General features: G+C 60.9%; 16 protein-coding genes. 6 read left to right on the top strand and 10 right to left on the bottom strand.

The features are described from left to right. The first annotated feature begins 12 nt into the window (after positions 1-12). On the top strand, positions 13-1809 hold the full coding sequence (gene narX, locus DVA44_RS09910) for a nitrate/nitrite two-component system sensor histidine kinase NarX (protein ID WP_114314711.1): 1797 nt from the start codon (positions 13-15) through the stop codon (positions 1807-1809). Then, the gene (gene narL / locus DVA44_RS09905) at positions 1802-2452 is read left to right on the top strand and encodes a two-component system response regulator NarL (protein ID WP_103822275.1); all 651 of its coding nucleotides are present in this window, start codon (positions 1802-1804) and stop codon (positions 2450-2452) included. Before narX ends, narL begins: the two co-directional genes overlap by 8 nt. Before the next feature lie 2 nt (positions 2453-2454). Here the strand turns inward: narL and DVA44_RS09900 are convergent, their stop codons facing one another. The 7 genes from DVA44_RS09900 to nasR all read right to left on the bottom strand — a co-directional run bounded on the left by DVA44_RS09900 (position 2455) and on the right by nasR (position 14902). Continuing rightward, positions 2455-3858 carry a YchO/YchP family invasin gene (locus DVA44_RS09900; protein WP_114386521.1) on the bottom strand — a complete coding sequence of 468 codons (1404 nt, stop codon included), beginning with the start codon at positions 3856-3858 and terminating at the stop codon, positions 2455-2457. 214 nt (positions 3859-4072) lie between these two features. Next, complete coding sequence (locus tag DVA44_RS09895) at positions 4073-6583, bottom strand: nitrate reductase (RefSeq protein WP_114386519.1); 2511 nt, start codon at positions 6581-6583, stop codon at positions 4073-4075. After that, positions 6580-10560: a nitrite reductase large subunit NirB gene (gene nirB / locus DVA44_RS09890; protein ID WP_114386517.1), complete on the bottom strand. Its 3981-nt coding sequence runs from the start codon at positions 10558-10560 to the stop codon at positions 6580-6582. The genes DVA44_RS09895 and nirB overlap by 4 nt, the downstream gene beginning before the upstream one ends. Positions 10561-10571: 11 nt before the next feature. Continuing rightward, positions 10572-11360: an ABC transporter ATP-binding protein gene (locus tag DVA44_RS09885; protein WP_114386515.1), complete on the bottom strand. Its 789-nt coding sequence runs from the start codon at positions 11358-11360 to the stop codon at positions 10572-10574. Between the two features lie 10 nt (positions 11361-11370). Further along, on the bottom strand, positions 11371-12258 hold the full coding sequence (ntrB, locus tag DVA44_RS09880; protein WP_103822279.1) for a nitrate ABC transporter permease: 888 nt from the start codon (positions 12256-12258) through the stop codon (positions 11371-11373). Position 12259: 1 nt separating this feature from the next. Beyond that, positions 12260-13507, bottom strand: a complete 1248-nt coding sequence (locus DVA44_RS09875; protein ID WP_114386513.1) for a CmpA/NrtA family ABC transporter substrate-binding protein — start codon at positions 13505-13507, stop codon at positions 12260-12262. 228 nt (positions 13508-13735) lie between these two features. Continuing rightward, positions 13736-14902 (bottom strand): nitrate regulatory protein NasR, encoded by a 1167-nt coding sequence (gene nasR, locus DVA44_RS09865; RefSeq protein ID WP_114386511.1) that lies wholly within the window; start codon positions 14900-14902, stop codon positions 13736-13738. A 73-nt stretch (positions 14903-14975) separates the two neighbouring features. On the opposite strand from nasR, the gene ychN reads away from it, so the two are divergent. The 3 genes from ychN (at position 14976) to DVA44_RS09850 (ending at position 17676) form a co-directional block, all read left to right on the top strand. Then, complete coding sequence (ychN, locus tag DVA44_RS09860; RefSeq protein ID WP_103179941.1) at positions 14976-15329, top strand: DsrE/F sulfur relay family protein YchN; 354 nt, start codon at positions 14976-14978, stop codon at positions 15327-15329. Positions 15330-15436: 107 nt separating this feature from the next. Next, complete coding sequence (locus DVA44_RS09855; protein ID WP_114386509.1) at positions 15437-17221, top strand: methyl-accepting chemotaxis protein; 1785 nt, start codon at positions 15437-15439, stop codon at positions 17219-17221. A gap of 212 nt (positions 17222-17433) precedes the next feature. After that, a complete protein-coding gene (locus DVA44_RS09850; protein WP_103822284.1) occupies positions 17434-17676 on the top strand; it encodes a DUF1883 domain-containing protein in 243 nt (80 codons plus the stop codon). Positions 17677-17716: 40 nt separating this feature from the next. Here DVA44_RS09850 and DVA44_RS09845 read toward each other — a convergent pair whose 3' ends face one another. Further along, positions 17717-18412: a gamma-glutamylcyclotransferase gene (locus DVA44_RS09845; RefSeq protein ID WP_103179944.1), complete on the bottom strand. Its 696-nt coding sequence runs from the start codon at positions 18410-18412 to the stop codon at positions 17717-17719. Positions 18413-18604: 192 nt separating this feature from the next. Then, positions 18605-18835, bottom strand: coding sequence for a putative cation transport regulator ChaB (gene chaB / locus DVA44_RS09840; protein ID WP_103179945.1), 231 nt, complete (start codon positions 18833-18835; stop codon positions 18605-18607). Between the two features lie 268 nt (positions 18836-19103). On the opposite strand from chaB, the gene chaA reads away from it, so the two are divergent. After that, positions 19104-20204: a sodium-potassium/proton antiporter ChaA gene (gene chaA, locus DVA44_RS09835; RefSeq protein ID WP_114386507.1), complete on the top strand. Its 1101-nt coding sequence runs from the start codon at positions 19104-19106 to the stop codon at positions 20202-20204. A gap of 92 nt (positions 20205-20296) precedes the next feature. Here chaA and kdsA read toward each other — a convergent pair whose 3' ends face one another. Continuing rightward, on the bottom strand, positions 20297-21151 hold the full coding sequence (gene kdsA / locus DVA44_RS09830; RefSeq protein WP_114386505.1) for a 3-deoxy-8-phosphooctulonate synthase: 855 nt from the start codon (positions 21149-21151) through the stop codon (positions 20297-20299). Positions 21152-21177: the final 26 nt, after the last annotated feature.

Below are 21177 nucleotides of genomic sequence, written 5' to 3'. Positions count from 1 at the left end.
CCAGACTGCCCTATGTTTAAACGCTGTTTTTCACCACTCACGCTGGTTAACCAACTGGTGCTGATTGTCATGCTGTCTACCGGGATCGGGGTGACAGGGATGGCGATCTCCGGCTGGCTGGTTCAGGGCGTTCAAGGCAGCGCACACGCCATTAATAAGGCCGGTTCACTGCGTATGCAGAGCTACCGCCTGCTGGCGGCCATCCCCCTGGAAGCCAAAGACCAGGCGTTACTCGATGAAATGGAAGCGACGGCGTTCAGCCCCGAACTGGAAATCGCTGCCCGCCGCGATCGTCAGCAGGCGCAGCTGAAGGCCCTGCAGACATACTGGCATACCCAGTTAATGCCCGGGCTGCGACAGGCGCGTAATCCGGATGCGGTAGCCCAGGATGTCTCCGGCTTTGTCAGCCGTCTGGATACTCTGGTTTCGGCGTTCGATCACAGCACCGAGCTGCGTATCGGCAGGGTGGTACTGCTGCAGCAGGTGATGGCGGTCTTTATGGGGCTGCTGCTGGTCTTCACCATCCTCTGGCTGCGCGCCCGGCTTCTGCACCCCTGGCGCCAGCTGCTGGCGATGGCCCGCGCCGTGACCCAGCGTGATTTTACCCAGCGCGCCCACATCAACGGACGCAATGAGATGGCGATGCTCGGCGAGGCGCTGAACACCATGTCCGGCGAGCTGGCTGAGAGTTATGCGGTGCTGGAACAGCGCGTGCGCGAAAAAACTGCCGGGCTGGAGCAGAAAAACGAGATCCTCTCCTTCCTCTGGCAGGCCAACCGCCGCCTGCACTCCCAGGTGCCGCTGTGCGAGCGCCTCTCGCCGGTGCTTAACGGCCTGCAGAATCTGACCCAGTTGCACGACATCGAATTGCGCGTATACGATCTGGAAGATGAAGAGAATCATCAGGAATTTACCTGCCAGTCGGATGCCAGCTGCGATGAAATTGGCTGTCGCCTCTGCCCGCGCGGCCTGCCGCCGCTGACCACCAGCGGGACCACCCTGAAGTGGCGCCTGGCGGATAACCTGACGCAGTACGGCATTTTACTGGCGACGCTGCCCGCCGGACGTCATCTCAGCCACGATCAGCAGCAGCTGGTCGATACGCTGGTGGAGCAGCTGACCGCGACCCTGGCCCTCGACCGTCATCAGGAAAAACAGCAGCAGCTGATTGTGATGGAAGAGCGCGCCACCATTGCCCGCGAATTGCATGATTCCATCGCCCAGTCGCTCTCCTGCATGAAGATGCAGGTCAGCTGTCTGCAGATGCAGGACACGGATCTGCCGGAGAGCAGCAAGCAGCTGCTGAGCCAGATCCGCAACGAGCTGAACACCTCCTGGATACAATTGCGTGAACTGCTGACCACCTTCCGCCTGCAATTGACGGAGCCCGGCCTGCGGCCTGCGCTGGAGGCCAGCTGTCAGGAGTTTAGCGCCCGGCTCGGCTTTACCGTCTCGCTGGACTATCAGCTGCCGCCCCGTTTCGTACCCTCTCATCAGGCCATTCATTTGCTGCAGATCGCCCGGGAGGCGTTAAGCAACGCGCTGAAACACGCCGGGGCGACGGCGGTCTCGCTCACCGTGAGCCAGCACGAAAACCAGGTCAGACTGGTGGTGCGTGACAACGGCTGCGGGATCCCGGAAAACGCCGAACGCAGTAACCACTATGGTCTGATTATTATGCGAGACCGCGCACAAAGCCTGCGTGGAGATTGTCAGGTCCGCCGGAGCGAATCGGGCGGAACTGACGTTATCGTCACCTTTATTCCCGAAAAGCCTCTTTTCACTGCTCAAGGAGAACACCATGTCTAATCAGGAGCCCGCTACAATCCTGTTGATCGACGACCATCCGATGCTGCGCACCGGTGTTAAACAACTTATCAGCATGGCGTCGGATATCACCGTCGTGGGCGAAGCCAGCAACGGGGAACAGGGTATTGAACTGGCCGAAGCGCTCGATCCTGATTTGATCCTGCTCGACCTGAATATGCCCGGCATGAACGGCCTCGAAACCCTCGATAAGCTGCGCGAGAAAACGCTCTCCGGTCGCGTGGTGGTCTTCAGCGTCTCCAACCATGAAGAGGATGTGGTCACCGCCCTGAAACGCGGCGCCGATGGCTACCTGCTGAAAGACATGGAGCCGGAAGATCTGCTGAAATCGCTGCAACAGGCGGCGGCTGGCGACATGGTGTTAAGCGAAGCGTTAACCCCGGTACTGGCGGCCAGCCTGCGCGCCAACCGTGCGACTTCCGATCGCGACGTCAGCCAGTTGACCCCGCGCGAGCGCGATATCCTCAAGCTGATTGCCCAGGGGTTGCCAAACAAGATGATCGCCCGCCGTCTGGACATCACCGAAAGCACGGTCAAAGTCCATGTGAAGCATATGCTGAAGAAGATGAAGCTGAAGTCACGGGTGGAAGCGGCGGTCTGGGTACACCAGGAGCGCATTTTCTGAGTTTACTCGTCCGGCAGCAGCGTCCAGCGCGGATCTTCCTCTGGCATCGCCAGTAGCGGCTCCGTCAGGGCAAGCGTGATCTCATTGGAAGAGACACGCTGCCCCGCTTCATCTTCCACCACCACCGACAGCCGCCAGCGGTTGCTTGCCCCCTCACTGCTATCCCACGCCGGCAGGATAATGCTCCAGCCTTCGCTGTCACTGGCCTTCGCCGGTGAGGTCAGACTCAGCGCCTGCGTATCGCCCTGCCAGTGCAGGGAACGCACCCCGTTACGGCTGCGAATATCCAGCTTCAGCATGACCGTTTCGCCCGGCTTGAGATCCCACGGCGGCGTCGCCAGCCATACCGAGAGCGTTTTACGCTGGCGGAACTCCAGCACCGGCAGGTTCTGACGCTCAGGCGGATCGTAGCGGCTTCCCCGCAGGGAGCGGCTTTCGGCCACTTCGCTGGCGGAGAGCTGTTTTTTCAGCGGCACCCCGAAGCGGTAGTTGAGTTTCAGGCCGAGGTTGTTCTGGCTCACTCCGCTCTCCCCCTGCTTATGCCCGGCGGAAAGGGTCACCAGCGGCACCGGGGTGTAGTTCAGCCCGAGGTTGACCGCCAGCGGATTGTGATACCCGGTGCCGGTGTGAAACAGATCCACGCTGTCGCCAAAATATTGTTCAAAGCTGATGCTGGTGTTGAGGTGATGATAAAAGGGCAGCCTGGCGTTGGCGCTGATATCGTACCCGCGCGCCATGCGCTGCTCCTGCACCTCCGAGCTGTCACGCCAGCTGGCAAACGGCTGATAGTAGTTGGCCGACAGGCGCAGGTATTCGCCCCAGGCTTCCGCTCCCAGCCCGGCGCGTTGCAGGTTCTCATCGAGCAGATTGTCATAAAAGGTGTTGTAACCGAGCAGCCACTTGCCCGCCACCCAGCGCTGGCCGATGCCCGCATTGCTCACCAGGCCGTCCTCCTGCTGGGTCAGGCCGAGCTGACTCCAGGTGAGGTAGTGGTTGTTATCCTGCCAGGGTATAAACCAGCTCCCCTTGCTGCCGGTGAAGCGCCCCTCTTCATTGACCAGCAGATCGACGCTGGCATTGCCCCACGGCGAAAGCCAGGACTCAATGTGCTGGTTCACCTCCTGGCTGACGGCGTCCCGCACCTTGCCCAGGGCAAACTGCCGGGCCTGCTCCTCGGTGGTCAGGCCGTTGTCGGTCATGCTGGCTTCGCCGAACGCTTTTGCCATCTCCGCCAGATGCTTTTCACCCTCCCCCGTCGGGGTCGCCATGCCTAAGTCCGGCAGGCTGTCGCCATTATTATCGAACGGATTTTGCGCCTGATGGATAAACGAATTCGGGGCAGCGTGAACGGCTCCGGCATAACAGAGGAGAAGAAACAGCGAACGAATACGGGGGGAAACAACCATCACCGTCGTGTAAGGGTGCCTGTGTTGAGAGAAAACGGAGTTAACACCTTAGCGCGCCTGAGAAAAAATTTCAGCCCTAAGGTAAATTTCAGGAATATCCTGAAGATTGCCGGGTGGCGCTGCGCTTACCCGGCCTACGCTTCCTGTAGGCCTGATAAGCCGTTTACCCCCGCACAGAAACCGTAGGCCTGATAAGCGCAGCGCCATCAGGCGTTTACACCCTCACAGAAAGCATCGCCTTCAGCTCCGGCACACAGGAGCCGCAGTTGGTGCCGCAGCGAAGTTTTACCCCCAGCGCTGCCGCCGAGTCGCATCCCCCCGCAATGGCCTCGCGGATAGCGTTTTCGCCAATGCTGAAACAGCTACAGATAATGCGCCCGGGCTCAACGCGCTCGCCGGGGTGCTGCCCGTTCAGCAGGGCGTGACGCTCCGCCAGCGCGACCGGCGCGGCGTGAAACGCGGCTTCGATAACGTTGTGCGCCAGCGCCGGTACGCCGGTGCCTTGCCAGAATCCCAGCATCAATGCCCCGTCATGCCAGGCCAGGAGGCTGCTTCGCTCGCCCGTCTGCGCGATTTGCAGCTGCCAGCCCTGTCCGGCGCAGTGTGTCAGCAGCCACTCCAGCAGTGGCTTGTCTCCCGCCAGAGTCAGGCGCGACACCCCCTTTGCCGCTTTGCGCCACCAGTGGACGTGCGTCGGCAGGGCCAGTTCCTCCCGGTTGTAAAGCTCCCCCTGCCAGGCGGGCTGCCACGGCATCAGCCGCACTGCGGTCTGTTTGCTCTCCGGCTGGCCGGAGTGGGGATCGCAGCGCCCTTCAACCAAGGCATTTACTTTGCCCTGGCGCGAAAAACAGCTGTTCCAGTGCATCGGGACAAACAGCTCCCCGGGGCGCTGCCCGTCGTTTATCCGCGCCCGGGCCACCATCAGCCCGCGCGGGGCGCTGATGCGTGCCAGTTGTCCATCCTGCATCCCCAGCCGGGCGGCATCCTGCGGCGAGATCTCCACCGTCGGTTCATCGCGGTGCTGCATCAGGCGCGGCACGTAGCCGGTGCGGGTCATGGTGTGCCACTGGTCGCGGAGTCGTCCGCTGTTGAGGGTAAAGGGATAAAGCAGATTCGGCGTAGCGCCATGCGGCCGCGGGTTGACTGGCACCTGCTGCGCACGGGTGAGTGCTTCCCGGTTGATCGGCCACTGCCAGGGCGTCAGCCCATCCCACTCTTCCCGGGTCAGCGGTGCCAGCGCCGCGAGATTGAGCATCCGTTCGCCATCGTTTTCAAAGGCCGTCAGGGCGGCGTGTTCGGCAAAGATGGCGTGAGGATGATCCCAGGCGAAGGCCGCGCCATGGCCCAGTTTCTCAGCAATACGGGCGATGATCCACCAGTCGGGCTTCGCCTCGCCGGGCGCGGACAGAAAGGCGCGCTGGCGGGAGATGCGCCGTTCGGAGTTGGTCACCGTCCCCTCTTTCTCTCCCCAGCCGAGCGCCGGAAAACGGATATGGGCGAAGCGGCTGGTGTCGGTGTTGCGCATCACTTCGGAGACCATCACCAGCGGACAGACCGCCAGCGCCTGGCAGACCGCATGGCTGTCCGGAAGTGATACTGCCGGGTTAGTACCCATGATCCACACCGCCTTCACTTCACCGCGGGCGATGGCCTCAAACAGCTCCACCGCCATCAGTCCCGGCGTCTGCGCCAGCCGCTCCGTCCCCCAGAAGCGCGCCACGCGGCTTAAATCGTCCGGCGTGAAATTCATGTGCGCCGCCAGCTGATTGGCCAGCCCGCCCACCTCGCGCCCGCCCATCGCATTGGGCTGACCGGTCAGCGAAAAGGGTCCGCAGCCTTCACGCCCAATTTTTCCGCTCGCCAGATGGACGTTGATAATGGCATTGCACTTGTCGCTGCCGCTGGTGGACTGGTTGATCCCCATGGTGTAGAGCGTCACCGCACGCGGAGCCGCATTAAACCAGGCGTAAAAAGTGGCAACATCGTCGGGCGGCAGGCCGCAAAATTCGGCCACCCGCTCAGGCGGCCAGTCGTTGGCCTGGCCGGGGTCGACCGCGTTGAGCAGCCCCACGAACAGCCCGGCGTCGCTGCCCGGCGTCAGGGCCAGATGCAGATCGGCAATATCACAGGTCGCGGTGCGTCGCGGATCGATCACCACCACCTTCATCGCCGGATTGTCGATTTTCGCCTGCACCAGGCGCTGATAGAGCACCGGGTGCGTCCAGGCGGCGTTAGATCCCACCAGCACCACCAGGTCGGTTTGCTCAATGTCTTCGTAGCTGCACGGGACAACGTCTTCGCCAAAGGCGCGCTTGTAGCCCACCACCGCCGAGGACATGCAGAGCCGGGAGTTGGTGTCGATATTGGCCGCACCAATAAAGCCCTTCATCAGCTTGTTGGCGGCGTAGTAATCCTCGGTCAGCAGCTGGCCGGAGGCATAAAAGGCCACCGCCTGCGGCCCATGTTTTTCAATAATCTCCCGCAGCCGCGCACCCGCGATATCCAGCGCCTGCTCCCAGCTCACCGGCTGGTTGTCCACCTCCGGGTGCAGCAGGCGACCCGCTAAACCGATGGTCTCCCCCAACGCCGAGCCTTTGACGCACAGCCGACCGAAGTTGGCCGGATGGCTGTCGTCGCCGCGCACGCTCACCTCGCCGTTTTCGACGCGGGCGATCACGCCGCAGCCCACGCCGCAGTAAGGACAGGTCGTTTGGGTTTCCGTCATGAGGCCTCCGCGCGCATCACCAGCTCTTCACTGCCCACCTGCACCCGGTCGCCATCGACTCTGACTGGCCAGGCGCGTACCGCCACTTCCCCGGTTTCAACATGGCGCCCGTCGCGCAGGCGGATCCGGGTTTTATACAGAGGCGAGATCACCACCGGCTCGCCCCCGGCATCGCCGAGAATCCCGCGCGACAGCACGCTGGCGCTGCCGCCCGGCTCGCGATCCTCAAGGGCATAAATCGCCTTGCCAAAGCGGAACAGCGCAATGGGCTGCGTACCCAGACGGGCACCAATGCCCGCCTGTTCCGGGATCTCGTCCAGAGTACAGATATCCTGCCAGCGTTTTGCGGATGTTGGCGCGGCGTCGAGGGTGCGGAACTGCGCCAGACGGCCCGGGTCCTGCAAAGTGGTCTGCCATTCGCACTGATAGGTATCCACCACCCGCTGCATCTCCTGCTCCAGCTCGGCGGCAATGCCCAGGCTGTCGTCGATGATCACCTCGCGCAGGTATTCCAGCCCGCCCTCGAGGTTATCCCGCCAGGTGCTGGTGCGCTGCAGGCGGTCGGCGGTGCGGATATAGAACATCAGGAAGCGGTCGACGTAGCGCAGGAGCGTCGCCTCATCGAGATCGCTGGCAAACAGATCCGCGTGGCGCGGCTTCATCCCGCCGTTGCCGCAGAGATAGAGGTTCCACCCCTTGTCAGTGGCGATCACCCCCACATCCTTGCTCTGGGCTTCGGCGCACTCGCGGGTGCAGCCGGAAACGGCCATCTTGATTTTGTGCGGGGCGCGCAGCCCCTTGTAACGGTTCTCCAGCGTCACCGCCAGCCCGGTCGAGTCCTGCACCCCGTAGCGGCACCAGGTAGATCCGACGCAGGATTTCACCGTGCGCAGGGATTTGCCGTAGGCATGCCCGGTTTCAAACCCGGCGTCGATCAGCTGCTGCCAGATCTCCGGCAACTGCTCCAGCCGGGCACCAAACAGGTCGATACGCTGCCCGCCGGTAATTTTGCTGTAGAGTTGGTAGCGTTTGGCGATCTGGCCGATGGCGATCAGCCCGTCGGCAGTGACCTCCCCAGCGGCCATGCGCGGCACAATGGAGTAGGTACCATCTTTCTGGATGTTGGCAAAGTAGCGGTCGTTGGTGTCCTGCAGCGGCAGATGGGCCGGTTTCAGCAGATATTCGTTCCAGCAGGAGGCCAGCACCGAGCCCACCAGCGGCTTACAGATCTCACACCCATGCCCCTGGCCGTAGCGGCTGATAAGCTGATCAAAGGTGTGGATGCGGTTGACGCGCACCAGGTGGTAGATCTCCTGACGCGAGTACGCGAAGTGCTCGCAGATGTCCTTTTTCACCTCCACGCCCTGAGCTGCCAGCTGGAACTCCATCACCTGTTTCACCAGGGCGCTGCAGCCGCCGCAGCCGGTGGCCGCTTTGGTGCACTGTTTTACCGCCCCGATGTCGGTGGCACCGTTGCTCACCGCCTGGCAGATATCGCCTTTGCTGACGTTGTGGCAGGAGCAGATCTGCGCGCTCTCCGGCAGAGCCGCCACGCCCAGCGCTTTCGGGGCGCTGCCCGCCACCGCAGGCAGGATCAGCGTTTCCGGATCGTTGGGCAGGCGGATGTCGTTAAGCATCATCTGCACCAGGGTGGCATATTCGCTGGCATCCCCCACCAGCACCCCGCCAAGCAGGGTTTTATTGTCGGCACTGACCACGATCTTCTTGTAGATCTGCTGCGGGCCGTGGGTCCACTGGTAGCTCTGCGCCCCTGCGGTGCGGCCATGGGCATCGCCGAACGACGCGACATCTACGCCTAACAGTTTCAGCTTGGTGCTCATATCCGCACCCATAAACGCGTTCTCTTCTCCCGCCAGCGCGGCGGAGGCCACCCGCGCCATCTGGTAGCCGGGCGCCACCAGACCGTAGATTTTGCCCTCCCAGAGGGCGCATTCGCCGATAGCAAAAACATCGCTGTCCGAGGTGCGGCACTGGTTGTCGATGGCAATCCCCCCGCGTTCGCCCAGCACCAGGCCGCAGCTCCGGGCCAGCGCATCCTGCGGGCGGATCCCGGCGGAGAAGACCACCATATCGGTCGCCAGCTCGCTGCCGTCGGCAAAGCGCAGTACCATCCCGCTGTCGGTTTCTGCGATTTCGGTGGTGGCCTTACTGGTATGCACCCCCACGCCGAGGGCTTCAATTTTACGGCGCAACATCGCGGCGCCGTCGTTATCGAGCTGCACCGCCATCAGGTTCGGGGCAAACTCCACCACGTGCGTATCCAGCCCAAGCTGTTTCAGGGCGTTGGCGGCCTCCAGCCCCAGCAGGCCGCCGCCAATCACCACCCCGGTGCGCGAATTTTTTGCATGGGCGGCGATGTTATCCAGGTCGTCGAGAGTACGGTAGACAAAACAGCCCGGCAGATCCCGGCCTGGCACCGGCGGCACAAACGGGTACGAACCGGTCGCCAGCACCAGCTTGTCCCAGTGGGTTTCATGCCCTGCTCCCGTGCGAATCACCCGGGCGTCGCGATCGATGGCGACCACCGGCTGGGAGAGGCGCAGCTCAATGCCGTTATCGGCAAAGAAATCTCCGGCCACCATCGACAGCGAGTCGGCGCTGCGTCCGGCAAAATATTCCGACAGATGGACGCGATCGTAGGCGGCATAGCGCTCTTCACCGAAGACCACAATCTGATACTGCTGATGCAAACCGCGATTGACGCAGTCTTCAAGAAAATGGTGGCCGACCATACCGTGCCCAACCACAACCAGAGTAGGTTTTGTCATAGCGTTCTGTCCTGCAACCTGCGGCTGCGTAGTGAATCGATCGAACAGCCAGTCCGCCTGAGCGGGTTCTGACGTTGCCAGTAAATCGGTGAGGGTGGCCGCGCTGCGACACTCCCCCATCAGCAGCACGCCTGCCAGCGTGCCGTTGCGAACCAGTAGACGGCGATAGTGGCGGGTCAGCGGGTCCCAGCTGGTCCACACCGCATCTTTTTCCTGCGCGATAACCTCGCCCGCGCTGAACAGCTCAATACCGGTCACCTTCAGGCGCATGCCGTTTTGCGTGGGGATAAAGGGGGCGACGCACTCCCCGGCGAGACGGGCGGCGAGGATCTCCGCCTGGGCGAGGCACGGCGCCACCAGCCCCCAGGTCTCGCCGTTTAATTCACAGCACTCGCCGATGGCGCTGATGCCCGTAATGTCAGTGTGCATCTGGTTATCCACCAGGATCCCCCGTCCGCACGGCACGCGGCTTGCCTGCGCCAGGGCGATATTGGGCAACACGCCCGTCGCCAGTACCACCCGGGTAGCGGCCAGGATGCGTCCGTCGCTGAGGGTGACGCTGTCGGGGGCGATCTGCGTCAACCCGGCGTTCAGCTCACAGCCGATACCCCGCTCGCAAAGCGCCTGCTCCAGCAGCAGACCCGCCTGCTGATCGAGCTGCTGCTCCATCAGCCACGGACCGCGATGGACTAACGTGACGTTGTCACCATGCTGTCTTAACGCTGCGGCGGCTTCCACGCCGAGTACGCCGCCCCCCAGCACCACCGCCGGGCCGGGCGTCGCCAGAATAGCGGCCACATCCTCCAGAGTGCGAAAGGTAAAGACGTGGGGCAGATGGCTGCCAGGGATGGGCGGCACGAACGGCTGGGAACCGGTGGCAAAGACCAGTTCATCCCATACGAGCTGTCGGCTGTCGGTACGCAGCGTTCGGGTGCTGATATCCACTGCCCGCACCCGCTCGCCGCACACCACGGTGATGCCGCGCGTCCGATACCAGTTCTCATCGTGAAGCTGTGTCGCCGCCGCCTCTTTCTCGCCCCCCAGCACCGGCGAAAGCTGTATGCGGTTGTAGGCGTGTACGCGCTCCTCGCCGATGAGGGTGATCTCAAAGCGGCCAGGCGCGCGCTCGGTCAATGACTCAACCAGCCGCGTTGCCGCCAGTCCGTTTCCAATGATGACCAGGCGCATGGTTATGCTCCTCAGGCCGCTTTCGGCTGTTTTTCATAGAGGAAGTGCAGGATCTGCTGGCGCATATGGTGATAGCGGCTATCCTCTGCCAGCAGCACCCGGTTGCGCGGGCGCGGCAGGTCGACGCGCAAAATCTCCCCTACCGTTGCCGCCGGGCCGTTGGTCATCATCAGCACCCGATCCGAGAGCAGCACCGCTTCGTCCACATCGTGGGTGATCAGCACGATGGTGGTGTTCAGCTCCTGCTGAATGTGCATCACCGAGTCCTGGAGATGGGCGCGGGTCAGCGCATCCAGCGCGCCGAACGGCTCATCCATCAGCAGCACTTTTGGCTTCATCGCCAGGGCGCGGGCAATGCCCACCCGCTGCTTCATACCGCCGGAGATCTCCCCCGGACGTTTGTGGATGGCGTGCCCCATCTGCACCCGCTCGAGGTTGTGTTCGATCCACTCCCGCCGCTCGGCTTTGCTCATGCTGCGGCGGAACACCTGATCCACCGCCAGCGCCACGTTGTCGAAGCAGGTGAGCCACGGCAGCAGGGAGTGGTTCTGGAACACCACCGCCCGCTCCGGCCCTGGCCCGGCGATCTCGCGGTTATCGCAGAGAAGCCCGCCTTCTGTCGGCAACGTGATGCCGGCGATGAGATTCAGCAGCGTCGATTTGCCGCAGCCGGAGTGACCGATCAGGCTGATGGTCTCCCCTTCGTGAATATCAAAAGAGACGTTCTGCAACGCCAGAAACTCGCCGCTGGCGGTGGAAAAACGCTGGCTGACGGCCTGGACCTGAATGAGAGGTTTCATCATGTGCTCCTTATTTTTCCTGCCAGCTGAAACGGCGGGCGATCAGCATCAGCCCCTGCTCCAGCAGCAAACCCACCACGCCGATAATGACGATGGCGATGAGAATGTTTTCAACGTTGAGGTTGTTCCACTCGTTCCAGATCCAGAAGCCGATCCCTAAGCCCCCGGTGAGCATCTCGGCGGCGACAATCACCAGCCAGGCGATGCCAATGGAGAGCCGCACCCCGGTCAGGACAGCGGGCAGCACGGCCGGGAAGAGAATTCGGCGCATCACCGTCCACTCAGAGAGCTGCAGCACCCGCGCCACGTTGAGGTAATCTTCCGGAATGCGGCGCACCCCTTCGGCGGTGTTGATGACCATCGGCCAGATCGAGCAGATAAAAATGGTCCAGCTGGAGGCAGGTTCCGCCTTCTGGAACAGCAGCAGGCCGATGGGCAGCCAGGCCAGCGGGCTGACCGGACGCAGCAGCGCAATCAGCGGGGTGAACATGCGGGACATAAAGGTAAACCGGCCAATCATAAAGCCCAGCGGAATGCCGACGATGGCTGCCAGGCCAAAGCCGATAGCGACACGCTGCAACGAGGCCAGCACGTTCCAGCCCACCCCCATGTCATTGGGGCCATCGCGGTAGAACGGATCGGCAAACAGCGTGATGGCCGAGTCCAGGGTGCTGAGCGGCGTCGGGAACCCTTTGCTGTTGATTGCCGCCAGCTGCCAGGCGATCACCAGTAACCCCAGACCAAGCAGCGCCGGAATGATGCGCTGGAGCAGATCGTTGGTCCGGCGGGCAAATCCCGGAGTGCGGCGGCGAACCTGCACCGGCGGCAGGGTAATCACTTCTCCGCTGACCGGCTCGGCGGGTACGGCGGGTGCGGCTTTAATGTTGACGTTTTTCATATCAGGCCCCTGTACGGTGAATGGCGAAACGGTTGGCGTAACCCTTCGGATCGGTGCCGTCCCAGACGGTGCCGTCCATTAAGGTGCTGGTGCGCAGCGGCGATGAAGGTGCGCGAATCCCGCCCACGGCAGTGGCGGCATCCTGCCAGATGTCGGTGCGGTTGATGCGCTGGGCGATAGCGGCGTAATCCGGGTCGGTTTTCAGTAGTCCCCAGCGGCGGAACTGGGTCAGGAACCACATTCCGTCGGAGTGCCACGGGTAGCTCACCGCCCCCTCCTCAAAGAAGCGGATCGGGTTGGCATCCTGCCAGCGGTTGCCGGTTCCGCTGTCGTATTCGCCCAGCATCCGGCCCGTGAGGTACTGCTCTTTGGTGTTGAGCCAGGCGCGCCGGGCCAGCAGCTGCGCGGTCTCCTCTTTGTTCTGCGGTGAGGCGTCGATCCAGCGCTGGGCCTCCAGTAGCGCGCTGACCAGCGCCCGGGCAGTGTTCGGGTATTGCTCTACCCACTCGTGGCGGGTGCCGAGCACTTTTTCCGGGTGTTCCGGCCAGATGGACTGGGAGGTGGCAGCGGTAAAGCCGATGCGATCGTTAATGGCGCGGGCGTTCCACGGCTCGCCGACGCAGAAGCCGACCATATTGCCGATGCGCATGTTCATCACCATCTGCGGCGGCGGCACCACCACGGTGCGCACGTCGTCGAAGGGATTGATTCCCGCGCTCGCCAGCCAGTAGTAGAGCCACATGGCATGGGTGCCGGTGGGAAAGGTGTGGGCGAAGGTGTAGGTGCCCGGTGCCTCCCGGGCGATGAGCTTCTTCAGCCCCTCGACGTCACGCACGCCCTGCTGAGCCAGATCGCTCGACAGGGTGATCGCCTGCCCGTTCCGGTTGAGGGTCATCAGGTTGGCCATCGGTTTGGCTTTACCGGCGATCCCCAGCTCCAGGCCGTACAGCAGGCCATAGAGAATATGCGCCGCGTCCAGCTCCCCAGCCACCAGCTTGTCGCGTACCGCCGCCCAGCTCGCCTCTTTGCTCGGCACCAGGGTGAAGCCATATTTCTTATCGAACCCTTTCCAGGCCGCGATCGCCAGCGGCGCGCAGTCGGTCAGGGGGATAAAGCCGACGCGCACCGTGTCCAGCTCCGGTTTATCGGAGCCCGCGGCCCATGCGCCCTGCATCAATCCCGGCAACATCAGCGCCCCGCCCGCCAGCGCACTGGCCTGTAAAAAACGCCGTCTTGTCCATTCCACCATGCTCACTCCTGAAAAAATGGCAAAAAAAAGCGCCCGGCAGTGCCGAAGCACCGCAGGACGCCTTTATCCTCAAGAACGACACACCGCCGTTGGCGCGTCGTTAAAATTGTTATGTTGATTAATGCAAGGGTGATGCCAGGTTTTAAGTGCTTAAAGGACGGGGCTTTTCTGCATTCCGACAGCGAGAACGCACCTCAACCATGCAGGCGTTGCCCATCCGGGGTGCATTTACGGCTGCCACAGGGCTTTGACCGTCAGCAACGCGCGGGCGATATCTACCATCCGTTGATTTTTATCCATCGCCATCTTGCGCAGCTGGCACCAGGCCTGCTCCTCACTCATCTGCTGATGGGTCATTAACACGCTTTTGGCCTTGTCGATCACCTTGCGCTCCTCCAGCGTGTCGCGCATCGAGGCCAGCTGGCGGGAGAGCTGCTCAATCTCCTGCGCCTGCTGGCGCACCAGCGGCAGCAGCGGTTTTTGTGGATAGAGGGCCAGCGGCTCTTCCGTCTGCGGCTCTGCACGCGGCTCGTCGTCAGCCCGGCTAATCAGCGCCTCCACCGCCAGCATCAGATCGGCAATCTGCATCTCTTCCAGGGTGCGCAGATGTTCGAGGCGTTCGGTTTGCAGCGAGAACCAGTGCAGCGCCAGCACTCCCTGATCCGCGGCGGGTTGCCGGGTGCAGGCCAGCCGCCGCAACTGTTCGACCTCCGCCCCCGGTACGCTGAGATTGAAAGGATCGTGCAGGCTGGGAGGGGTCAGGGAGAGAAAGACCTCGAAACAGGTTTGCTGGCCGTCGATTCTGTCTACCAGCGTCTGGCGCATCTCATCGCTGAAAAAGCCCTGGGTAAAGCCTATCGCCCCCAGCGCCCGCTCCTGCCCCACCAGCTCTTTGCCCTGCATCAGGCTGTAGAGCGCGACAAATCTGCCCGCGATTTGCGGGTCATCAATGCTGTCATTGAGTTGCGGCACAATACTGAGCAGGTTTCGCAGCATACGGCTATAACGCTCCATCGCCGCCGTAGCGGGCAGCGCGCAAGCCGTAATCGTCTCACGCAGCGCGGGAAGCTGCTCCAGACTTTGCAGGGCGTTGGCCACCCGCTCGCACAGAGCACCACTGGCCATCATCGGCGAGCCGAGCGTCTGGTGCAGCGCCTGCACATGCTCGTCGACCAGCGCGCGGCTGGCTTTACACTCCAGGGCATAGAGCGCCCCTTCGGAACAGAGCCAGATGTTGGAGGCGCCCCGCTCGCACTGTAGCATGTGCGCAAGATGGCTGATCCGGCTCACCAGCGTACCCAGCTGTGCCAGCTTGCACAGCTGCTGTTTACGCAGCAACCTGGCCTGCTGGAACCATTCCGTGGCGCCGGGTGGACGGCCTGTGTTTATCGTCATGCTTACTCTCCCGGGTCAGTGTCTGCCGAAGAGAGAAGCAATTTTCATGCCTTTTCATTATTCAGGAGTCAACATGCAGAAGATTGTGATTGTCGCTAACGGTGCGGCCTATGGCAGCGAATCGCTGTTCAACAGCCTGCGACTGGCGATTGCCTTACGCGAGCAGGAGAGTGACCTGGATCTGCGCCTGTTTTTGATGTCCGACGCGGTGACTGCCGGACTGCGTGGGCAAAAACCGGCGGAGGGCTATAACATCCAGCAGATGCTGGAGATCCTGACGGCGCAAAACGTGCCGGTGAAGCTGTGCAAAACCTGCGCCGATGGCCGCGGTATCAGCGCCCTGCCGCTGATCGACGGGGTGGAGATTGGTACCCTGGTGGAGCTGGCGCAGTGGACGCTATCCGCGGATAAACTATTAACTTTCTAATAATCCATTAGAAAAAATATTTTTTTCTTATGAGCGCGGTTCCAGCTTCAAGTTTGCCTGCCCGATGCCGATAGGCTTTTTACAACAACACAGCAGGTATAACTATTATGTTCAGGTCAATTCGCGCTCGTATTATTGCGGCGACGGTCGGATGTCTGATCGCCGCGCTTTTACTGAATACCGTGATTAATTTCCAGGTCACGCGTCAGGATAATCAACAGTCCCAACGTTCGATACTGGCCAGCACCAGCGCCAGCCACAGCATGGCGATTGCCGACTGGGTCAGCAGCAAGACGCTGGTGATCAACTCCCTGCAGAACGTCGTCCTGAGCGACGATCCGGTACCAATGTTTAAACAGCTGGCGCAGGCGGGCGGGTTTATCAACGTCTATGCCGGCTACGCCAGCAAAACCGCGAAGTTTTCCAATCCTGAAGGGGTACCTGCCGACTACGATCCAACGGTGCGTCCGTGGTATCAGCAGGCGGTGAGAGAGGATCGCGCCGTCGTCACCGCCCCGTATGTGGATACCGGCACCAAAAAGCTGGTGGTCACTTTCGCCGTGCCGGTGAAAGAGAACGGCGAACTGAAAGCGGTGCTGGCGGGCGATGTGGCGATGGACAGCGTGATCGCCAACGTGCGCGGCATCCATCCGACACCAGCCAGCAGCGGGCTGCTGGTTGACAGCGAGGGTTCGGTCATCGCCGCCAGCGATCCCGAGCTGACCTTAAAGCCTTTTAAAGCGGTCATCAGCGGCGTCGATCTGGCTGCGCTGAAGAATGGCAACAGCGCCGAGGGGGAGTACAACGGCGTGGCGAAAACCTTCTCCGCAACCCCGATTGCCGGTACCCAGTGGCAGCTGATTGTCGCGCTTGACAGCGATGATGCGACGACAGGTATGCGCACCCTGCTGAAAGCCTCCTCCCTGTCGCTGGTTGTGCTGGTGCTGCTCAGCGCGGTGGTTGTGCATTTCGTGATAGCCCGCCTGCTGAAGCGCCTGTCGGATATTCGCGATGCGATGCACGCCATTGCCAACGGCACCAACGATCTCTCCCAGCGTCTGCCGGAGAAAGGTGACGATGAAGTGGCGCAGATCGCCCATGCTTTTAACGCCTTCAGCGATAAACTCGCGGTGGTGATGGTGCAGTTGCGCGACGCCAGCGCCTCGGTGAAGAACGCCGCCCAGGAGATTGCCGCCGGGAACCAGGATCTCTCTGGCCGCACCGAGCGGGCCGCCTCCAGCCTGCGTGAAACCGCCAGCGCCGTGGAGCAGATCACCGCCTCCGTGGCGCAGTCCACCGAATCTGCCGCCGTGGCGAACGCGCAGGCGGGCAAAGCTGCCGAGGCCGCGACGCGGGGCGGCAACGTGGTGTCGCAGGCGATCACCACCATGCAATCCATCGAAGCCGCCTCGACCAAAATTGGCGACATCACCAGCGTGATTGACGGCATTGCTTTCCAGACCAATATTCTGGCGCTGAACGCCTCAGTTGAAGCGGCGCGTGCCGGTGAGCAAGGGCGCGGCTTTGCCGTGGTGGCGGGCGAAGTGCGCAATCTCGCCAGCCGCAGCGCCCAGGCGGCAAAAGAGATCAAAAGCCTGATCGACTCCACCACCGACAGCGTGGCGACCGGGTCGCGCTATGTGCATCTTGCCGGGCAGAGCATGAATGAGATCGTCACCAGCATTGGCAGCATGTCGGGGATTATGCGGGAGATCACCGTGGCAACCAGCGAGCAGATGAAAGGCATTCAGGAGATTAACCGCGCGGTGCTCAATCTGGACAGCATGGTGCAGCAGAACGCCGAACTGGTGGTGCAGTCGGCTGCCGCCGCCAGCGCCCTGCAGGGTCAGGCAGGCGACCTCGCTGAAACCGCCGGTCATTTCCGCATTTAATGTTAATCCGCTGCCTGAAAGCCGCGTAAAGCGATGTCCGCTGCGTGCTTTCAGGCATTTTGTCATTTTTGTTTAAGGCTTATGCCATTTTTTGATCAAAATCAGCACTCCGACCCCTTCCCTTTGGTGTTATGCCATGAGTGAATTGTGAACAACATCACGCTCAGGATTAGCCGCAAGGAGAGCGTTGTTTCCGGATACGGGGTAAAAAAATGGCACTGGTAAAAGCAAGTCTGAAGTTGTTTGGCGGGGATACGGTAGTGGTGCGCTGCTCAGAGCGTTGTCATATTCATCTGATGAGTAACAAAGCGCCACGTAAAACGCAGGCAGATATTTTAAGCGTACAGAACAGGGACAGCGCCTGGCTCACGGTGCCTTATACCGGAACCTGGGAGGTGCTCATCGACAGCCACAGCCAGTCGCTTGAGCACTCCATCAGCTACGTCGCAGCCTGATCATTCTTCGCCCGGTGGCGCACTGTCACCGGGCTTTTTTTCAGGCAAAGCCGGGGCGCAGCTGGCTTTCCGGCGATTCGTTATCCAGCAGTGCCCGCACCCGCGACACCAGCTCGTTAAGACAATCATCCTGCATGCCGAGACGCGTCAGCTCCTGATCGAGCGAGAAGAGATATTGTGCGTTGGTGCCAAGCGGGCCGCTGGCGGCGGCGATCAGCGGGGCGATGACCTGCGCGCGCGTGTCGGCCTCAAACAGCGGATGGCGCGGATCCATAATAAAGACCAGGGCGTTAACGGTGCGTCCATCATCCAGCTCCAGCCGACACCAGCTCGGCATATAGCAGCCCGTGATCATCTCACGCTTCCACAGCAGCGCCAGTTCCTCTTCCAGGGTCGCATCCGGCAGACGGTAGGCCACGCCGGTGGTGCGTCCGCCCTCTTTTAGTGCAAGCATACGGCCTGGCTGGCAGGCGCTGCCGCGTCCGGCGGTCAGGCGCAAACAGAAGGCACGATGCCAGCCCGGAAGCGTCCCGGTTGCCGATTCAACATACTCCAGCGCCGGGTTCCACATCAGGGAACCATAGCCGAAGAGCCATACCGGACCGTTGTCCGGACGGCAGGCCAGGGTCGCAGCCAGCGACGCTGCGCGCTGCTCGGCTGACCACAGAAGCGATTCTTCGATCGCACCAAAGGCCGTTCTGCAGTCGGCCTTCATAAGAAAATCACGCGTTAACATATTGCACCTCCGCCACTGCCTGCATCCCTGCCCTCACTTTATGAACCTTCCGGGTCCTTTTACTGCTCAATTAGAAAGCAGTACGGTGACGATATGCAATAATCTCGCCGGGTGCAACAGAGCGCGAGGCCGACCGCCTTAAAAGTCAAAGCCGACGGTGCAAACTATTAAGCACAGCTAACTAAGCAATGACTATTTCTTCTTATGCCACTTATCATCGTCTCCCTTTTCGTAGTCCTGCTTCACCGCCGCCCAGGCCACCTTGTGAGCGGTCTCCTCACGACTGTCATCGCCCCGGCGGTCCTCTTTATCTTTGTACTGATCCCAGGCACTGTTAAAGGCTTCTTTGTAGATATCCTGCGCGTGGGCAGGCAGTACGTTCTTAACGTTATCCGGTAAATCAGTTTTCGATTTGTATGGCATAGCAACCCCCTCTTTTTATTCACTTAATAAGTGTGGTCGACAATGCCGCAGGCTTCCAGTCGAATCTATAATTCTGAGTTTCATTTTCTTAATGCACTGTTATTAAGACCCTATTTAACAAAAATATATTATTATGACGCTCTCGTGGAATAATTCACCTGTACCGTAAAATTAAGTAAAAGATACTCAGAAATTAAAAGGGATCTGTTAATTTAACCTCCTCTTTTTCTATCTATAATTACAAGCACCTGCCAAAACGGAGAAATACATGACAACCGCACACGAGACGGTGAAAACCCGTCATAAGGAGACGTCTCTCATTTTCCCGGTGCTGGCCCTGGCCGTGCTGCTCTTCTGGGGAAGCGCGCAGTCACTGCCAGTGGTCATCGGGATTAATATTCTGGCCCTCGTGGGTATTCTGAGCAGTGCTTTTAGTGTTGTACGCCATGCCGACGTGCTGGCCCACCGCCTGGGCGAACCCTACGGTTCCCTGATTTTAAGTCTTTCCGTCGTTATTCTCGAAGTGAGCCTTATTTCCGCCCTGATGGCGACCGGTGATGCGGCGCCTACCCTGATGCGCGATACGCTCTACTCCATCATTATGATTGTCACCGGCGGGCTGGTCGGCTTCTCGCTGCTGCTGGGCGGGCGCAAATTCGCGACGCAATATCTGAACCTGTTTGGTATTAAGCAGTACCTGATCGCCCTCTTCCCGCTGGCGATTATCGTGCTGGTATTCCCGATGGCGTTGCCGGGGGCCAATTTCACTACCGGTCAGGCCCTGCTTGTGGCACTGATTTCTGCGGCGATGTACGGCGTGTTTCTGCTGATCCAGACCAAAACACACCAGAGTCTGTTCGTGTATGAGCATGAAGATGAGAGCGACGACGATGACCCGCACCACGGCAAGCCGTCCGCGCACAGCAGCCTGTGGCATACGGTCTGGCTGGTGGTGCATCTGATTGCGGTCATTGCGGTTACCAAGATGAATGCCGCACCGCTGGAGACGCTGTTGACGACGATGAACGCGCCGGTGGCCTTTACCGGCTTCCTGGTGGCGCTGCTGATCCTCTCCCCGGAAGGGCTGGGAGCATTACGTGCCGTGCTGAACAACCAGGTGCAGCGTGCCATGAACCTCTTCTTTGGCTCGGTGCTGGCGACCATCTCCCTGACCGTGCCGGTGGTGACGCTGATCGCCTTCCTCACCGGTAACGAGCTGCAGTTCAGCCTGGGGGCACCAGAGATGATTGTGATGGTGGCGTCGCTGCTGCTGTGCCAGATTTCGTTTTCCACCGGGCGCACCAATGTGCTCAACGGTGCGGCGCACATGGCATTGTTTGCGGCCTATCTGATGACGATATTTGCGTGACGCAGTATTACCACCGAACCCGGAGGCCCGCGCAAGCGCAGCGCCGCCGGGCATAAAAAAACCCGCCTCGGCGGGTTTTTTCTTTCATCAAATTAGTTGGACGTATCCAGCTCTTCAAAGCTCTTGACCAGATCGTCAATCGCCTTGATCTGCTTCAGGAACGGCTCCAGCTTATCCAGCGGCAGCGCGGATGGGCCGTCGCATTTCGCGTTGGCTGGATCCGGGTGGGCTTCAATAAACAGACCCGCCAGACCGGTCGCCATACCGGCGCGCGCCAGTTCGGTAACCTGTGCACGACGGCCGCCTGAGGCTGCGCCAAACGGGTCGCGGCACTGCAGGGAGTGGGTCACGTCGAAGATGATCGGCGACTGGTTAGAGACATTTTTCATCACGCTGAAGCCCAGCATGTCGACCACCAGGTTGTCATAACCGAAGTTGGAACCACGGTCGCACAGGATCACCTGGTCGTTACCGCCTTCGATAAACTTATCGACGATGTTCCCCATCTGGCCTGGGCTGACGAACTGCGGTTTTTTCACGTTGATAACAGCGCCGGTTTTCGCCATCGCTTCGACCAGATCGGTCTGACGGGCAAGGAACGCGGGCAGCTGGATCACGTCAACCACGTCTGCCACAGGCTGCGCCTGGCTTGCTTCATGGACGTCGGTGATCACTTTTACGCCAAAGGTCTGCTTCAGCTCCTGGAAAATTTTCATCCCCTCTTCCAGGCCCGGGCCACGGTAAGAGCGAATAGAGGAGCGGTTGGCTTTGTCAAAAGAGGCCTTAAACACATACGGGATACCCAGCTTCTGGGTCACGGTGACGTAGTGTTCGCAGATACGCATCGCGAGGTCGCGGGATTCCAGTACGTTCATGCCGCCGAACAGCACGAACGGCAGGTCGTTCGCCACGTTGATATCGCCAATGCTAACCACTTTTTGTTTCATAGGATCGCCTTATTCAGGTGTGAATC

Source organism: Leclercia sp. W17, from assembly GCF_003336325.1.
Taxonomy (GTDB): domain Bacteria; phylum Pseudomonadota; class Gammaproteobacteria; order Enterobacterales; family Enterobacteriaceae; genus Enterobacter.
Note: the sequence above shows the minus strand (reverse complement) of the source record. Positions and strands in the feature narration are given on the sequence as shown.

What these genes read in the sequence shown, in the direction of transcription:
- narX (WP_114314711.1), top strand. Translation starts at nt 13, where the DNA reads ATGTTTAAACGCTGTTTTTCACCACTCACGCTGGTTAACCAACTGGTG.
- narL (WP_103822275.1), top strand. Translation starts at nt 1,802, where the DNA reads ATGTCTAATCAGGAGCCCGCTACAATCCTGTTGATCGACGACCATCCG.
- DVA44_RS09900 (WP_114386521.1), bottom strand. Translation starts at nt 3,858, where the DNA reads ATGGTTGTTTCCCCCCGTATTCGTTCGCTGTTTCTTCTCCTCTGTTAT.
- DVA44_RS09895 (WP_114386519.1), bottom strand. Translation starts at nt 6,583, where the DNA reads ATGACGGAAACCCAAACGACCTGTCCTTACTGCGGCGTGGGCTGCGGC.
- nirB (WP_114386517.1), bottom strand. Translation starts at nt 10,560, where the DNA reads ATGCGCCTGGTCATCATTGGAAACGGACTGGCGGCAACGCGGCTGGTT.
- DVA44_RS09885 (WP_114386515.1), bottom strand. Translation starts at nt 11,360, where the DNA reads ATGAAACCTCTCATTCAGGTCCAGGCCGTCAGCCAGCGTTTTTCCACC.
- ntrB (WP_103822279.1), bottom strand. Translation starts at nt 12,258, where the DNA reads ATGAAAAACGTCAACATTAAAGCCGCACCCGCCGTACCCGCCGAGCCG.
- DVA44_RS09875 (WP_114386513.1), bottom strand. Translation starts at nt 13,507, where the DNA reads ATGGTGGAATGGACAAGACGGCGTTTTTTACAGGCCAGTGCGCTGGCG.
- nasR (WP_114386511.1), bottom strand. Translation starts at nt 14,902, where the DNA reads ATGACGATAAACACAGGCCGTCCACCCGGCGCCACGGAATGGTTCCAG.
- ychN (WP_103179941.1), top strand. Translation starts at nt 14,976, where the DNA reads ATGCAGAAGATTGTGATTGTCGCTAACGGTGCGGCCTATGGCAGCGAA.
- DVA44_RS09855 (WP_114386509.1), top strand. Translation starts at nt 15,437, where the DNA reads ATGTTCAGGTCAATTCGCGCTCGTATTATTGCGGCGACGGTCGGATGT.
- DVA44_RS09850 (WP_103822284.1), top strand. Translation starts at nt 17,434, where the DNA reads ATGGCACTGGTAAAAGCAAGTCTGAAGTTGTTTGGCGGGGATACGGTA.
- DVA44_RS09845 (WP_103179944.1), bottom strand. Translation starts at nt 18,412, where the DNA reads ATGTTAACGCGTGATTTTCTTATGAAGGCCGACTGCAGAACGGCCTTT.
- chaB (WP_103179945.1), bottom strand. Translation starts at nt 18,835, where the DNA reads ATGCCATACAAATCGAAAACTGATTTACCGGATAACGTTAAGAACGTA.
- chaA (WP_114386507.1), top strand. Translation starts at nt 19,104, where the DNA reads ATGACAACCGCACACGAGACGGTGAAAACCCGTCATAAGGAGACGTCT.
- kdsA (WP_114386505.1), bottom strand. Translation starts at nt 21,151, where the DNA reads ATGAAACAAAAAGTGGTTAGCATTGGCGATATCAACGTGGCGAACGAC.